General features: G+C 66.7%; 10 protein-coding genes. 4 read left to right on the top strand and 6 right to left on the bottom strand.

Going from position 1 to position 15,514, the window contains the following annotated elements:
• Nucleotides 1-438: 438 nt before the first annotated feature.
• Nucleotides 439-1,311, top strand: coding sequence for a helix-turn-helix domain-containing protein (locus ACF1B9_RS37410; protein ID WP_391746902.1), 873 nt, complete (start codon nt 439-441; stop codon nt 1,309-1,311).
• Nucleotides 1,312-1,334: 23 nt separating this feature from the next.
• Nucleotides 1,335-1,565, top strand: a complete 231-nt coding sequence (locus tag ACF1B9_RS37405; RefSeq protein WP_391746901.1) for a DUF397 domain-containing protein — start codon at nt 1,335-1,337, stop codon at nt 1,563-1,565.
• Nucleotides 1,566-1,637: 72 nt separating this feature from the next.
• Here ACF1B9_RS37405 and ACF1B9_RS37400 read toward each other — a convergent pair whose 3' ends face one another.
• From ACF1B9_RS37400 to ACF1B9_RS37385, 4 genes are all read right to left on the bottom strand, one after another.
• Complete coding sequence (locus ACF1B9_RS37400; RefSeq protein WP_391746900.1) at nt 1,638-4,817, bottom strand: type I restriction endonuclease subunit R; 3,180 nt, start codon at nt 4,815-4,817, stop codon at nt 1,638-1,640.
• Nucleotides 4,814-6,007 (bottom strand): hypothetical protein, encoded by a 1,194-nt coding sequence (locus tag ACF1B9_RS37395; protein ID WP_391746899.1) that lies wholly within the window; start codon nt 6,005-6,007, stop codon nt 4,814-4,816. Before ACF1B9_RS37395 ends, ACF1B9_RS37400 begins: the two co-directional genes overlap by 4 nt.
• Entirely contained in the window at nt 6,007-8,121 is a 2,115-nt protein-coding gene (locus ACF1B9_RS37390) for an N-6 DNA methylase (RefSeq protein ID WP_391746898.1), read from the bottom strand. The genes ACF1B9_RS37395 and ACF1B9_RS37390 overlap by 1 nt, the downstream gene beginning before the upstream one ends.
• Before the next feature lie 89 nt (nt 8,122-8,210).
• Nucleotides 8,211-10,394: an N-6 DNA methylase gene (locus ACF1B9_RS37385; protein WP_391746897.1), complete on the bottom strand. Its 2,184-nt coding sequence runs from the start codon at nt 10,392-10,394 to the stop codon at nt 8,211-8,213.
• 183 nt (nt 10,395-10,577) lie between these two features.
• Between ACF1B9_RS37385 and ACF1B9_RS37380 the strand changes: the two genes are divergently transcribed.
• A complete protein-coding gene (locus ACF1B9_RS37380) occupies nt 10,578-11,804 on the top strand; it encodes a DNA sulfur modification protein DndB (protein ID WP_391746896.1) in 1,227 nt (408 codons plus the stop codon).
• A gap of 116 nt (nt 11,805-11,920) precedes the next feature.
• A complete protein-coding gene (locus tag ACF1B9_RS37375) occupies nt 11,921-12,487 on the top strand; it encodes a hypothetical protein (RefSeq protein WP_391746895.1) in 567 nt (188 codons plus the stop codon).
• Between the two features lie 118 nt (nt 12,488-12,605).
• On the opposite strand, the gene ACF1B9_RS37370 is transcribed toward ACF1B9_RS37375, so the two are convergent.
• Together ACF1B9_RS37370 and ACF1B9_RS37365 are read right to left on the bottom strand one after the other, a co-directional pair.
• Complete coding sequence (locus ACF1B9_RS37370; protein WP_391746894.1) at nt 12,606-14,555, bottom strand: DUF262 domain-containing protein; 1,950 nt, start codon at nt 14,553-14,555, stop codon at nt 12,606-12,608.
• Nucleotides 14,556-14,727: 172 nt separating this feature from the next.
• Entirely contained in the window at nt 14,728-15,360 is a 633-nt protein-coding gene (locus tag ACF1B9_RS37365) for a class F sortase (protein WP_391746893.1), read from the bottom strand.
• Nucleotides 15,361-15,514: the final 154 nt, after the last annotated feature.

Genomic DNA, 15,514 nt, shown 5'->3' with positions numbered 1-15,514 from the left:
AAGCCTGAAGAACTCCCATCATCGCAGGTCACAAGGCACTTCCTCGTTCCAAGAAGAGTTATCCACAGACACCGAATCGGTGGATCAAGGCTTAGCCGAGTGAAACGGCCAGCTGCCACGCCGGGCCTATGGCATTCCCACTTCCAGCACGACCCAGTCAGTGTGTCGTGGGTGTCGCTGTCGTACGGGATACCCCAGGCGTCGAGGGACAGGCGTCGGGCGAGACGGGCACCGCGCGGAGCTGAACCGCATGGTGAAGTGGTGCCAGGGGAGGCGCGGTTGGGTGGTGCGGATGGGGCGTACCGGGAGTGGTGGATTACTGGTCATGGCTCCACGTTGCCGCTTGGTGGCGTAGCGTGACCAGGGGTGACGCGCCGTCGCGGGCTGGCTGTACGTGGCGTGCGTCCAGCTTGTACGCACGTGGGACAGGCGGTGGCGATGACGCAGGACGAGACGGTTGCTGGTACGGGGACGGATGGGGGCTCCGAGTCCGGGAAGCGGCCGGAGGACGAACCGGGTTCGGGTGTGATGACCGCGTTCGGGCGGCAGTTGAAGCTGCTACGGATGCGGGCGGGCCTGGACCGGGCGGAGTTCGGGAATCGGGTGGGGTACGCGGCGCAGTCCGTCGCGTCGTTCGAGCAGGGGCGGCGGATCCCGCAGCCGGCGTTCATCGACAAGGCGGATGCGGTGCTGGAGGCCGGGGGCTTGTTGCTGGCGTTGAAGGAGGAGGTTGCGCGGGCGCAGTACCCGGTGTTCTTCCGGGACATGGCGCGGCTGGAGGCGGAGGCGGTAACCCTTCACGTCTACGCGACGCTGGCAGTTCCGGGCCTGTTGCAGACCGAGGACTACGCACGAGCCGTGTTCACCATGCGACGCCCGCTCCTTGACGAAGAGACGATCGAACAGCGCGTAGCAGCACGCATGGCCCGCCAGTCAATCTTCGCTCGCAGACCCATGCCAACACTCAGTTTCGTGATCGAAGAGTCGGTGCTGCGACGGCCCATTGGCGGTTGGGCCGTGCTGCAAGGCCAGCTTGAGCAGATCATCCTTCACGGGCAGCGGCGCAACGTCGAAGTCCAGTTGATGCCGACTGAGCGGACGGAGCACTGCGGTCTTGCCGGGCCATTTACCTTGATCGAGAAACATGACGGGCGGAGGATGGCCTACGTTGAGGTTCAGCGAGACAGCCGTTTGCACACGGACTGGGCGGTGGTGCGGGATGTTGAGGAGCAGTACGGGATCATTCGAGCTCAGGCCCTGACACCGCGCGAATCGCTGGACGTCGTCGAGGGACTCCTGGGAGAGAAATGATCAGCCGGATGGATGTGCGGACCGTGCCTGAATCGGCGTGGTTCAAGAGCAGCTACAGCAGTGGCGAAGGCGGCGAATGCGTGGAGGTCGCCTGGCGCAAGAGCACCTACAGCGGGGCTGAAGACGGTCAGTGCGTGGAGTTCGCCGCTGCGGCCACGCACGTGCACATCCGCGACTCGAAGCAGCTCAGTGGCCCCATGCTGACCGTTGGGCCAGGAGCGTGGGCCGGATTCATCGGCCTCGTCGCCGACTGAGGCACACAATGCCCGGAGGGTCCCGCCGCGCCGCGCAGGCGTGACGGCGGGACCCTCCTGTGTGTGGTGGGACTACTCCTCCACGCCCTCCTCGCGGCGGATCATCCGCCACGCCGCCCGGCGCGCGCTACGGTCCAGGCTGGACTTGAACCCCTTGTCGGGCCCGAAGTACTGCCGTCCCATGCCGGCGATGGTGTCGATGTGGTCGGCCATCTTGTCGGCGAAGACCTTGTCGAAGACCTTGCCGAAGTTGTCCTCGTCGTTGACGACGGCCGCCGCTCGCACCTTGCCGTCGGCCTTCGCCTCATCGAAGGGCCGCCTGACGTCGTCCTCGGTGAAGTCGGTGCCGAACTTGGCGTTGAACTTCTCGATCAGCTCCGACAGCAGCGACTTCTCGGCCTCCGCAGCGCCGCCCGCGCCCTCCCCGAACCCCTTGAGTTCTGCCGGGCCTTCGGCGGTGAGTGACTTGTCGTGCTCGCCTGACTTCTCCACCCGCAGATGGCTGAGGTCGATCTCGCCTATGTCGACGCCACCGTCGGCGCGGCGCGGAAGCCGGTTGAGGAGGTAGCGGCCGTAGAGGTGTAGTCGTTCCAGCTCGGAGTCCCGGTAGGGCACGATCTGGGCGAGGAATCCGTACTTGCGCACGTAGTCGGTGAGGTCGGCGCGGAAGTCCTCGGCGGTCTCCACGTCGTCGTCCTCCTCGCTCTCAAGCAGGGGCGTGAACCGGGCGACGGCGGGGGACAGCAACCGGTACAGCTCGGCGTGCAGCTTCTCCCACTTGGCCTGCGAACCGGCCGCCTTCTCCTTCGCGGCGAAGTACGCGGCGGCGAACTCGTCCATCTCCGGCTCGGAGATGATCGGCGCCGACATGACACGGCTCTGCGCTGTGTAGAGCAGGTTCGGGTCGGAGGGGAGAGTCATCGCCTCCTCGAAGTACGGGCGGAACGCGTCCTGTATGTCCTGGGCGTCGTTGGCGAAGTCCAGGACCGCGAGGTCGGCCTGCGACTTGCGATCCGCGGTGCGGTTGAGGCGGGAGAGTGTCTGCACGGCGGAGATGCCGGTCAGCTTCTTGTTGACGTACATGGTCGTCAGGAGCGGCTGGTCGAAGCCGGTCTGGTACTTCTCCGCGACCACCAGGATCTTGTACTCCTGCTGCCCGCGCCCACCGGCCGCCACGGCCTTGTCATCGGCACGGGTGTACGCGAACGCCTTCGGCAGCGCGCTCTCGGCGATCCCGCCGTTCTCCTTCGGCTCGGTCGTCTCCTCGTCGTCGATGGTGAGCGAGCCGGAGAACGCGACTAGGACGCCCAGGTCCGGGTACTTGGTGTCGTACTCCCGGTCCTTGATGTAACTCTTGATCGCCCGTGCCATCTGTACGGCGGAATGCCGCGAGGCCGTCACCACCATGGACTTGGCCCGCTCGCCGAGCCGGCCTCGGGAGTGCGCGAGGAAGTGCTCGACGATCACCTGGGCGTGCTGGGAGACGGTGTACTCGTGGGTGAGCGCGTAGCGGGCGAGCAGGCCGTTGGCCTTGGAGGGGTCCACCTCGCGCTCGTCCGGGTTCTGGTTCACCAGCTTCCAATACGTGTCGTACGTGACGTAGTTGCGCAGCGGATCGAGGATGAAGCCTTCTTCGATGGCCTGGCGCATGGAGTACGTGTGGAAGGGGCGGTAGACGTTCTTGCCGTCGACGGTGTGTTCCGTGCCGAAGAGTTCGAGCGTCTTGGCCTTCGGAGTGGCGGTGAAGGCGAAGTAGGAGAGGTTCGCGGCCTGGGAGCGTTCCGTGGCCTTCTTCTTCAGCTTTTCCTCGACGGTGACGGCGGTTGCGCCCTGATCCGCCGAATCGGAGTCCAGACCGAGGTCACGGAGTACAGCACGCACGTCCGTGGCGGCGCCACCGGACTGCGAGGAGTGCGCCTCGTCCACGATGATCGCGAAGTTAGTGCCCTTGATCTCGGTCGGGTTGCGCTGGATGTAGTCGATGAGCGCCGGGAACGAGTGCAGGGTGACCGTGACGATCTTGCCGGTGTCGCGTGACAGCGCGCGGGCCAGCTGCTCGCTCTTCGCCCCGTGCTTCTCGTCGATCTTCACGACCAGGCCCTCGGTCTGCGAGAAGCTGCCGACGGTTTCCCGGAGTTGGGCGTCCAGGTTGCGGCGGTCGGTGATGACGATGACCTTGTCGAAGACGGGTGCGCCGGGCTTGAGGCGGCCTTTCTCCACGGCTTCCGGGTCGAGTACGCGCGGGTCGGTGTCCGCGTGCAGATCGCTGAGGCGGTGGGCGAGCCAACCGATGGTGTTGGACTTGCCGGAGCCGGCGGAGGCCATGACGAGATAGTTCTGGCCTACGCCGTGGGTCGCCGCGTGTGCGGTCAGCTTCTTCACCACGTCCCACTGGTGGAAACGCGGGAAGATCGTCGACTTGGTGGTGCCTCCGCCGGGAGTCTTGGTCTTCTGCTGGTGCACGTAGCGCTGGAGCAGGTCGAGCCAGTTGTCGCGCGCCCAGACCTGTTCCCACAGGTAGGAGGTGGCGTACGTGCCGTACGCGGTCGGGGCGGGGTTTCCGGAGCCGCCGGGCTGGCCGGCACCGTTCGAGCCGGTGTTGAAGGGGAGGAAGCGGGTGTTCTTGCCCCGGAGTTGCGTCGCCACGAAGACGAGATCCGGGTCCACCGCGAAGTTCGCGATGACACGGCGGGTGAAGATCAGCTCGGTGGGATCGCGGTCGGTGCGGTACTGCTCCTTGGCCTCCTCGACGCCCTGCCGGGTGAGCGGGTTCTTCAACTCGGCTGTGGCGACCGGGATTCCGTTGAGGAACAGGGTCAGGTCGAGCCGGTTGTTCCAGTCTGCCTGCTTGGTGGCGTAGGCGAGTTCGCGTACGACGGTGAGGCGGTTGGCGCGGTAGCCGTCGAGGACGGAGTCGTCGGCGACCAAATTCGGCTTGAAGTAGGCCACGCGAAGGCGGACGCCCCGGTCCTTGACGCCGTTGCGGAGGACGTTGAGCAGGCCGTCCTCGCTGATCGCCTTGTCCAGGCGCCGGGCGAAGCCGTGCTGGGCGTCGTTGACGTTGTTGCCGTAGACGGTGAGGAGTTCATTCCATTCGTTGATCTGCGTCTCACCGAGGAAGGTGAACAGCTCGTTGGTGTCCAGCCCGAGGTCGGCCTGGTAGTCCTCGGGCCGCGCCTCGCGCCAGCCGCGCTCGGTCATGGCGGCGACTATGGCATCGCCGAAGGCGGACTCGTTGTGGATGGGGCTCACGGGTGGACTCCGTCCGTTACGTTGAGTCCGCTGGCGGTGGAGACGTCGAATTGACCGGTTACGGCGGCGGTGATGAGAGCTTGGCGGCGTTCGATGAGCAGCGATTCGGCCCGCTTGATTCTCTTTTGAGTCGATTCCAACCGCTCTGCATCAGTATCCAACTGCATCACAACACGCCGTTGAAGGTCTTGAGGCAGGAGAGCAACTTTCTGGCGGTGTAGGTCGTTTCGATTCACCCCTGGGACTGCTGCACGAGCTTGCTCCATTTCGTAAGGAAGCGAACGGAGTACGTGATAGCAGTAGCGGGGGTCGTTGCCATTGAAGTTCTTCACGTACAGCGTAGTGTTGTGTGGCCAGTATGGTGTCTCGACCCAGTGCACATTGCCCACTGAGCCATATCGCCCGATCACAACGCCGGGTCCTTCGGAGAGTGCTACATCATGCCATCCGGCGAGGCCAGCGGTTGTAACGACGGGCACGCTCCCCTTCCTGCGCTGGTCTTCGGAGAGATCTGCGCCTCGTTGAAGCTGTAGAAGTCTGATGAGCGGCACGAGCTGAGCACGGGGGTGCATGGCAGGTAGCCACCCCAGGCCAGTATTGACGCTTTCGTCGTCGAGTCGAGCTCCTGCGACCGTGAGTGGAAGTGAAGTGCTTTCGCGTTCATCCAGCAGGCTCCGTTGGCGACTAAACCTGCTGCGGAGGTGGTCGATGCGGGCGGTCTCGGCGTCAAGGAAGTGGGCGATGCGACACTGCTCATCCAAATCTGGGAGCGTCACACTGACTTGAGCCAGGTCATCCCAATAGAGGCGCCACTGAGCGGGTCGAATTCCCTTCGATCGCGATTTAAATTCTCCGATGAGAGGGCCGGATCTCAGCAAGTGATGGAGAAATCGGGGATGGGTGTTTGGGGTCAACTTGCAGACGAGGTAGTCTGGGCTGACGATCCCTTCGTGCCCTGAAATTCCCAATGACCCCTGCCAGGCCTTCATCTTGTTGACGACCAGATCGTGATGCTGTACTAGCTGGTATCGGGACAAGTCTGCTGGCGTTTTGTTGTGATTATCGCTGCGGGAGTCCTTGCGAATTACTCCGTGATCACGGTAGACGGACAGGACGGTGGCGTCGGGAAATCCCGTCCTCTCCACCGGACGCAGAACATAGCGAAGCGGGGTATTCGAAGAATTGGTCATTACAGTGTCACTTCCCCCAGTAGTGCCTGAATCTCCGCCTCAAGTGCCTTCAACTCCGTGTCGATCTCCGCCAACGGCCTCGGCGGCTCGTATACGTAGAAGTGTCGCGTGAACGGGATTTCGTACCCGACCTTCGTCTTCGTGTGGTCAATCCACGCTTCCGGCACGTGCGGGTGAACCTCCCGCTTCAGGTACTCCTCGACGTCCTCGCACAGCGGCACGCTCTCGTAGTCCCGCAGCTCACTGTCCGACTCCGGCTGACCCTTGACGGTCTGGACCTCGCCCTCCGTGTCCCGGACCCCCACCGTGTCCCGCAGTGCCTTCGTGAACGGCGCACCGGTCGGGCCCTGGACGCCGGCTTCCACCATGGCGTTCCGCACCGCCACCTGCGCCTCGGACTTGGTTGCCCACTCTGAGCCCAGCAGCGGGCTCAAGGCATCTCCAAGCACCTGCGCCTCAGCCTCTGCCAGCTTCCGGAACTGCGCCTCTTCCTCTTCCGTCAGCTTCCGCCGGGCCTTCGCCTTCGCCGCCAGCTCCGGTTCGCGGGGCAGGAAGCGCTCCTCCGCCCACTTCTGCACCGGCTTCGATGCGAGCAGCGCCGCCAGCGTCTCACCCGTCAGCTCGAACCGCAGTTTCAACGGCTGTTCCACCGTGATGCGCTGGTAGCCGAACGCCGAGTTGTCGAAGACCTTTACCTTGCCGTGCAGCGGGTGTTCCGCATCCGCCCCAGCCGCCACCGCGTCCCCGTACAGGCGGGTGATGTCGGCGATGTGGTTGGGCTTGTTGCCGGTGCCGTCGCCGAGCTCCTTGCGCTTGTCGCCCAGCGACTTGCGCATCTTCACCCACTGATCGCGCGCGTCCAGCAACACGACCTTGCCCTTGTGTTGCGCGTCCTTCCGGTTGGTCAGGATCCAGAAGTACGTGGAGATGCCCGTGTTGTAGAAGAGCTGGTCTGGGAGCGCAACGATCGCCTCCAACCAGTCGTTCTCCAGGATCCAGCGGCGGATCTCCGACTCACCCGAACCGGCCGCGCCCGTGAAGAGTGGGGAACCGTTGAAGACGACGGCGATGCGCGAACCGCCCCCACCGTTCACGTCCACCGGCTTCATCTTCGAGATCATGTGCTGGAGGAAGAGGAGCGAGCCGTCGTTGATGCGGGGCAGGCCCGCTCCGAAGCGGCCGGAGTCGCCGAGGTTCTTGTACTCGTACTCGACGTCCTCCTTGACCTTCTTCCACTCCACGCCGAACGGCGGGTTCGCCAGCAGGTAGTCGAACTTCTCCCGTGAATGGCCGTCGTCGGAGAAGGAGTTGCCGAAGGCAATGTTCTCTGGGTCCTGGCCCTTGATCATCAGGTCGGACCGGCAGATCGCCCACGACTCCGGGTTGAGTTCCTGTCCGTATACCTCGACAGTGGCGTCCGGGTTCAGGACCTTGATGTGCTCCTCGGCCGCGCTGAGCATGCCGCCCGTGCCGCAGGCCGGGTCCATGACTGTGCGTACGACCCCCGGCAGGCTGAGTGCGTCGCCGTCCGGGGCGATCAGCAGGTTGACCATCAGCTTGATGACTTCGCGCGGGGTGAAGTGCTCACCCGCGGTCTCGTTCGACTGCTCGGAGAAGCGACGGATCAGCTCCTCGAAGATGTAGCCCATGTTGTGGTTGGGTACGACCTCGGGGCGAAGATCCAGGTCGGTGAACTTGCCCATGACCTGGTAGAGCAGGTTCGCGCTGTCGAGCTTCCTGACCTGCTGATTGAACTCGTACTTCTCCAGGACCTCACGGGCGTTGTCCGAGAAGGAACCGACGTACCGCTGAAGGTTCGCCGCCGCGCCCTGTGGGTCACCGACGATCTTCTTCAGAGTCAGGTCGCTCTTGTTGTAGAACGAGTGGCCCGAGGCCCGTCGCAGGAAGTGGTCCGTGTCGATGTCCTGGCCCTCGAAACGGGCTGCCGTCTCGGCGACCTTCTCGCGCGTCGGCTCCAAGACGCACTCCAGGCGGCGCAGCACCGTGAACGGAAGGATGACCTTGCCGTAATCCGACTGCTTGTAATCGCCGCGCAGGAGGTCGGCGACGGACCAGGCGTGGTTCGCCAGTTCCGTGTGCTTGCTGCTGTTCAAGGGATTTCCCGGTTTCCTTTCGGACCCGCCCACCCCAACCGGAGCGGATTCGGACAAGTGTGATGGATGCGTGAAGGTGGTGGTGTCGTTCAGGCCGAATCGTTGGAGGCGTGACCGGCCGACGATGGGACCAGCCCGCCCCCTGTCAGCCCGCCCGCCAGCAGTCGCGCCGTCTGTTCCGCGAGCTCCGTCGCACGCCGCGCCTCCGTCCTCAGTTCGTGGACGCGGCGGAACACCTCCCCGTAACGGTGCTGCTCCTCCAACGGCAGGAGCGGTACGCGCAGCCGCCCCGGACTGACGTGCAGGACCGTGCTGCCGGTCGATGCGCCTGCGATGTTCTCCTCCGCGCCCAGGAAGCCCGCGAGGAACCACGGGTCGAGCCGCGTGGGATCGGGGCGGAAGAGATGGACCTGCGGGCCGAGCAGTGCCCCCTCGTCCGGCTCGCCCGCCACTCGGACCATCGGCCCGCTGCCGCCCGCGAGCGACCGTACGAGCACATCGCCCGCAGCGATCACCGGGGCGGAGTCCACGCGCAGCTCGGACGGGTCGCCGGTCGGGCCCGTGCCGCGCGCGATGTCCGCGCCCGTCAGGACTGCGGCGGCCGTCGGCACGGCGGTCGCGCCTTGCGGGGTCTTCAGCTCCTTGGCGTCGGGTGCCGTACGCAGCAGCGTGAGCGCGCCGCCTCGTGCCAGGTCGGACGCCGTTGCCGTACGCCACTCGCGCACCGCCGACCCAGCCGCCTGCCAGTCGGCGTAACTCGCCGCCCTGCCCAGGGACTTGGCGGAGGCGAGGAGACGGCGGCGGCTGTCGTCCGCTTCCCGCTCGAGCTCCGCCGGTTCGATATCGGTGCGAGAGACAAGCACGTACCGGGCGGGGGAGAGGTCGACGACATCGCCGATGAGGTCGACCACCGGGACCGCGCGTGCGATGCCGGGCTCGTCGGTGAATGCGTCGGGGGCGTCCGTGAACGCGGCCCACGCCGTGAGCACCTGGTCCGTAAGCGTCGGCCAGTCCAAGGAAGCGCGGCTGCCGCCCCGCGTGCCCGAGCGTGTCCCACCCCCGCGAGAACCGGCCGCGGCGGTCTCACCGGCCCGCCCCGGGCCCGGCGCCTCGGACGTGTCGACGAACAGTACGGACTTGCGCTCCGGGCCGCTCGGCTCGGGCCGTTGCAGGACCCAGATCTGGAGCCCCACGTGCAGCGGAGCCGCCGCTCCGGTCGGCAGGGCGATCACTGCCCGCAGGGCACCGCTGCGTACAAACTCCATCCGTACGCGGCGCCCGGAGGCGCGCGAGGCCGTGGCCGGCGGAAGGATCAGGATGGCGTAGCCGCCCGGCATCAGATGCGCGAGCGCGTGCTGGACCCAGGCCAGCTCGGACTCGGCGCGCGGCGGCACTCCGTAGGCCCAGCGCGGGTCGTAGGCCAGTTCGTCGTGACCCCAGTCGCGGTCCCCGTAGGGCGGGTTGCACAGTACGGCGTCGGGGGCGAGCTGTGGGAACGCGTCGGAGCGCAGGCTGTCGCCCGTGCGTACCGTGACCGCCGCATCCGGTGCGGCCAGCGACAGGCTCACCGCGCTGCGCTGGGCCTGCACCGGAACGCTGTCCTGACCGTAGAGCTCCGTCGCACCGCGCCGGGCAGCCGCCGCGAGCAGGGTGCCGCTGCCGCAGGCCGGGTCGAGTACGCGGGTGATCGGGCCGGGGACGAGCCGGGCCACGAGATCCGTGAGCGGGGCGGGGGTCTGGTAGGTGCCACTGGCCGCGCTCTCCTCCAGCTCCCGTTCGGCTAGCACGCTCAGTGTGGCGTCGCCGCCCTCGTCGCGTACGCACAGGAGCAGCGCCCGCAGCGTCGCAGCGTCACCGCCCGAGGCGTGGATGGACTCCGTCGCCGGGATCGTGTCCGCGAGATGTGCAGCCGCGTCGTCCGCGTGGGCGACGAGGTCCGCGTCCGGCAGTCCGGCCAGCGCTGTCAGCTCGTCCGGCGTGTGACGGGCGGCGGCGAGGACGAGCGGGAGGAACCGGCCGGTCATGCGGCTGCCCTGCGGGCGCAGGCGCAACGCGGTGCGCAGCTCCTCCAGCGAGCTCACCGCCGCTGTGTGGCCTCGTGCATCCAGCCAGGCCCGTACGGCCGGCAGGTCGTACAGCGGGCTGCTCTCGTTGCCTCCGGACGGGGCCGGGAAGTCGTCGTGCCGACGGCGCCAGTTGCTGACGGTGGCGCGCGTGACTCCCGCGATGCGTGAGATCTCGGCGGCTGTCACCTGTGCGGATGGCTGGGGCATGGCGGGAGTCCTGGGCCTCTCGATAGTGAGCTGTTAACAACCTACACCGGACGTCAAATCCGTCAAGGCGTTTGACAGTGCTTTCACGGTGATGCTTATCTAGCATCGCTTCCGGGTCGCGCTCGCCGACCGGGCAGCACACCTCTGTGCCTGTCTCATGTCGATCCCTTGGGGGGAACAGCCGTGCGCATCACCATGCCGACCGCCGTGGTCGAGGGGACCCAGCTCACCGTCATGCCGTTCCGTGCGGACGCCGTGATCGACACCATGTCCGTACCGACGCTCGTCCAGCTCGTACCGTCGCCCCGCCGCGAAGAGGACACGAAGACGCTCAAGGCGGCGTCCGGAGCCGTGCGCCGCCATGCCGAACTGCGCTCGCTGGTGCAGCGGGCGCTGAAGTCCACGCAGAAGGGGAAGAACGTCGGCTCGTACGCCGAGTACATCGCCGACGGCGTGAAGGGGGAGCTGGGTGCCGGCTGGTCCACCCCGCCGATCACCTTCTGGCACGCCGGACCGCTCGCCGCGCTCAGCGACGAGCTGCTGCCCGGTACCGGGCTGCGGACCCTGACCATCACGCCCGGAACCTCGGTGGTCGCCATCGACGGCGAGACACAGACCACCGCATGGCACGAGCTGTACGACGACCCGGAGCGGTACGGGCTCACGTACGCCGAACTCGCCCAGGTGCGCGTGCCGTTCGAGCTGTACGTGGACCTGACCGTGGCCGATGCGCGGCAGATCTTCTACGACCGCAACGTGCAGGGCGTCGTCGTCGCAAAGAACCTGGCCATGTCCATGGACCAGCGGGACTTCGCCACACGCCTCGCGCACCGCGTCGCCGACGCCGTCAAGGTCGACATCGATGGCAAGCTCGTACCGTTCACCAAGCTCGTCAACGCCAGCAAGCGACAGGTGGGGAAGACCGACGCCGAGGTCATCACTCTCTCCGCGCTGCGGGCGCTCGTGATCACGGCGGTCTACGGGCGCGGCGGACTGTCCCGGTCGGCGGAGACTGTCCACGAGGACGAGCTGCCCACGGGGACGAGCGCCGAGCAGGTCGAGCAGAGCATCGTGCCGCTGCTGGCCCGCCTCATCGCCGAACGCAGCGAGCACTTCGTCTCGCGCAGCGCCCTCACCGCACCGGCCGTGCTGGCAGGCCTGGGCATCGCCGTGCACCACACCACGGCGTGGGCGGACCCGGTGAACGCGCTGGGCGCCGACGAACTGCACAGGCTGCTCTCCGGCATCAGGTGGGAGCGCGTGGCCCGCTACTGGGACGGCGTGGCAGCGAAGTCGGGTGCGACCGGGCGCCTCAACTTCAGCGGCGGCGTCAAGGACTCCGGCGGCCGAGTAGCCGACGCGATCCTCTACCCCGGCACCGAGGCAGGACGCCGGATCCGCGGCCAGTAGGCGCCGAATCGCGCACGCCTGCACCTTCGGGGCCGCCGGCTCGCAGCAGCGGCGCCAACATCCCGAACACGCCCGAACCCGAACCAACCCCGAACAGACCCGACTTGGAGCACATCATGACCACTCCCCACCACCAGGGCCCCGGCCCCTACCAGGCACCCCAGCACGTCGGCACGGCCCCTCCCGTCGCCCTCCCGCCGCGCAAGCCCTCGCGCGGCAAGGCCTGGCTCACGCACGGTGCGGTCGCTTTGGTCGCTCTGCTCATCGGAACGGGGATCGGATCGAGCGGGGAAGCCGATGCGGACGCCAAGGCGAGCGGATCGGTGAAGCCGGGACCGACCGTGACGGCGACCGAGACCGCCAAGACCCGTCCCGCGCCGACCGTGACCAAGACGGTGACCGCGAAGCCCAAGGAGCCGAAGAAGACGGAACCGGCTGGCCCGGCCACGAGCTTCAACGGCGACGGGGAGTACCTGGTCGGCGAGGACATCGCAGCGGGCACGTACAAGTCCGCAGGGCCGGACGGTTCGTTCGGCTGCTACTGGGAGCGGGCGAAGGACTCGAGCGGGGAGTTCGGCTCCATCATCGCCAACAACAATCTGAACGGCCCCGGTCACGTGACGCTCAACAAGGGCGAGTACTTCAAAACGAACCGCTGCGAGGAATGGAAGAAGGTCGGCTGAGCCGACTGCTACGACAGTGGAGAGGAGCGGCCGCATCCATGGGTGACGGAGTCCGGACGATTCGTGAAGCTCGCGCGAGCGGAGGGAACTGGGTGTTCGCGGGGACACACCTACCCGGTCAGGCCACTACCTGCTCCCCGCGCGCGTTGCCGATGAAGCGGCGCAGGGCGTCCGTGCTGTGGAAGACGCGGTAGTTGCCGGCTTCCAGCGCAGCCAGCTCCTGGGGTGTGTTGTCCGGGGCGAGGACCACGGGTACGCCCACCTCTTGCTGGAGCCCCTGGGGCCAGCAGGCGGCAGCGACGGTGATGGCGGCGCCCGTGCGGGGGTCGCTCACCTCGCTGTCCAGCTCTGGTGCGGCCAGGCCCGCCTCCGCGAGCTCCGAAAGGAGGGCAGCCAGGCCCGGGATTTCCTCGTCGTCATCCGACTCGGTCACTGCCACGGCAGTCTGCACCGTGGTGAGAGCGGTTGACGCCTGGAGTTCTACCGGGGAAGGGCCGTCGTGGAGGGCCTGGAGGAAGTCGTTGGCGGCGCCGGCCAGTAGTTCGCGGCGGGCAGCCAGGAATTCCGGATAGTTCTCGATCCGCCAGAGTTCCTGATCCATGGGGATCCACTGCGTCGCCAGCGAGCCCGGCACGTGGATCTCGATCTCCTCCAGGTACTCGGCCGGATTCTTTGCCCCGATCCGAAGATTCGTGTCCTGGGTGAGGAAGCAGAAGTTGGCCACGGCGTTCACTTCGGCGCGGCTGTATCCGTGCTCGTAGAGGCGGGCTTTGGGGAAGATGTGGTGCACCTGAAGAGAGCTGAGGCGGCCGAGCATGCCGTCCCGCAGGGGCACGCCGCTGACGAAATCCTGGGCCCCGTACACCCGCGTCAGCAAGTAGAGAAGGGGATAGAAACGGGAGCCCATGCTGGAGCCGACGAAGTCGTCGGGACGGACCTTGAGCAGACCACCACGACTGCGGCGCAGCACACTGATCAACTGGTCGACACCGCCGTCGTCGATCGCTTGCAGATCCTGGTTGAGCGCGGTCTCGGTGGCGCCGGTGTGGCGGCCCCACAGGAAGCTGTGGACGTACCAGTGGAAGAGGCGGTCGCGGGTCATGGCATCGGGGAACCGGCCGCCGTGGTGGTGAAGCAGACGGCTCATGACCGGGAATGCGGCCCGGCCGCTCAGAACCCGCCCGTGGTCGAGTCCGAGACGTCCGCCGAGCGCGTTGAGCAGGTACGAGATGGAGTCGACGGTCTCCGTCAAACCGGTACGAAACAGCGCCACATCGACATCCGCGAGCTTGGAGAACTGCGCCTCGCCGGTGAGTACGGCATTGACGTTACGCAGCAGCCAGTCGAGCTTGAAGTCGAAGCCGGCTGCGGACCAACTGCCCAATGCCTCTTTCATGGTGGGCCGTGCCGCCGACCAGCTCGCGCAGATGGCGGCCAGCGCCAGGTCTCCCTTGGAGAGCTTGGTACCACCCGAATTCACGCGGTTGAAGATGTCCACGACGACATCGATGGTCTTGTCCGCACCGGTGACCTCGTCGACGTGGACGGTGCGGTCCTTTATCTGGGTGATCCGGTTGAGCCGCTCGATGAACGCTCCCTGCAGCGCCGCGTCCTGACCCGCGAGCTGCGTGACGGCGAGCAGTTGGCTGCCCAGGCCGCCCTGGAACAGAGCCGAGACATCGACCCAGACGGGATTGCCTTTCATCTTCCCCGGCGCGTAGAACTCAAAGGCCTCGGTCTGGAGGTTGAAGTGCAGCCCGGCCAGCGTCGATGAGTTGCCCTCGAAGAAGCGGGGTGGCCGGCCGCGGGTCACGCCGTACAGCGTGGTTACCCGCTGCTGACCGTCCAACAGGAGCTGAATCGTGCCGTCCTTGCCGGACAAGCCGCCTCGCGTGTCGGCCTTCTCGGCTTTGGTGCTCCAGGTGAGGAAGCCGCCGATCGGGTATCCACGGTACAACGACTGGAAGAAGCCGCGTACTTGGTCGCGAGTCCATACATAGCCGCGCTGGAATTCCGGCAGAGCGATGTCGCCTGCGTCGACCTTGTCCAGGACCTGAGAGATCTGCATATCCGTAGCCCGCCTTCTGAACCCAGCGGTTCCCCCACCAGGAACTGCGCGTGATCCCTGCAAAATTAGCAGTCAGTGGGGCCGCGCGGGCGGGCATCAGTATCCCCGCGCTGCAGAGCGAAGCACCGGCTACGCCGTCGATACGAGCCGGGGACGACGGTTGCGGTCGCCGTCAGCTCCGTGTGGCGTACACGATGAGGTTGTCCACCGGGTGGCCCTGCGCGTCGAAGGCGCCGTCGCAGGTGATGAGACGCAGCACGCGTTCGTCGGTGGCGCCGTAGACCTTCTTGGTCGGGAAGGCCTTCTTGCTGACGGACTCGGTTCCGGTGACCCGGAAGTGGAGTTCCGCTCCCCGGTCGTTGCGGATCGCGATGTCCGCACCCTTGCCGATCTTCTTCAGATCGTGGAAGACGGCCTTGCCGAAACGGGTGTCGTTGTGTCCGATGAGGACCGCGGCGCCACGCTCGCCGGGGGCGGCGCCACCGGTGTACCAGCCGGCCGTCATGCCCTTCTCGGCGGGCGGGACCTGGACGGTGCCGTCCTCGTTCAGACCCAGCCGCATCAGCGGGGTGTTCACCCCGATCGAAGCAATGCTGAGCTGGACGGGGGACGCCGCGGGCTCGGATCCCTCGGGCTTTTCGGTGCCGCCGGGGGCGGTGTCCTTCGCGGGGGCGAGAGGAGCACTCGTCTTGCTGCCCGGTGCGTCGGACGCGGCGTCCACGGCCCCCGAGGAGCAACCGGCGAGAGCGAGACAGACGAGCACCGGAAGTGCGGCGCGCCAGAACGGGGGAGGCATGGGGAACATGGGGGCTCCAGATCGGGACGGAGATCGGCAGTGGGGGCGCCCGCGGGGGGGGGGGGCCCCCCCCGGGGGGGGGGGGGGGGGGCCGCGGGGGGGGGGGGGGGGGCCCAATTTTTGGGGTGGGACAACCCCCACAAAAAGAACCCCCACCCCAAAC

It is taken from the genome of Streptomyces sp. NPDC014727 (genome assembly GCF_043083485.1).
Classification (GTDB): domain Bacteria; phylum Actinomycetota; class Actinomycetes; order Streptomycetales; family Streptomycetaceae; genus Streptomyces.
The sequence above is the reverse complement of the archived record's forward strand: the minus strand, read 5'-3'. Positions and strand labels throughout refer to the sequence as shown.

Coding starts and splice junctions, on each gene's coding strand:
- ACF1B9_RS37410 (WP_391746902.1), top strand. CDS start 439: ATGACGCAGGACGAGACGGTTGCTGGTACGGGGACGGATGGGGGCTCC.
- ACF1B9_RS37395 (WP_391746899.1), bottom strand. CDS start 6,007: ATGACCAATTCTTCGAATACCCCGCTTCGCTATGTTCTGCGTCCGGTG.
- ACF1B9_RS37385 (WP_391746897.1), bottom strand. CDS start 10,394: ATGCCCCAGCCATCCGCACAGGTGACAGCCGCCGAGATCTCACGCATC.
- ACF1B9_RS37375 (WP_391746895.1), top strand. CDS start 11,921: ATGACCACTCCCCACCACCAGGGCCCCGGCCCCTACCAGGCACCCCAG.
- ACF1B9_RS37370 (WP_391746894.1), bottom strand. CDS start 14,555: ATGCAGATCTCTCAGGTCCTGGACAAGGTCGACGCAGGCGACATCGCT.
- ACF1B9_RS37365 (WP_391746893.1), bottom strand. CDS start 15,360: ATGTTCCCCATGCCTCCCCCGTTCTGGCGCGCCGCACTTCCGGTGCTC.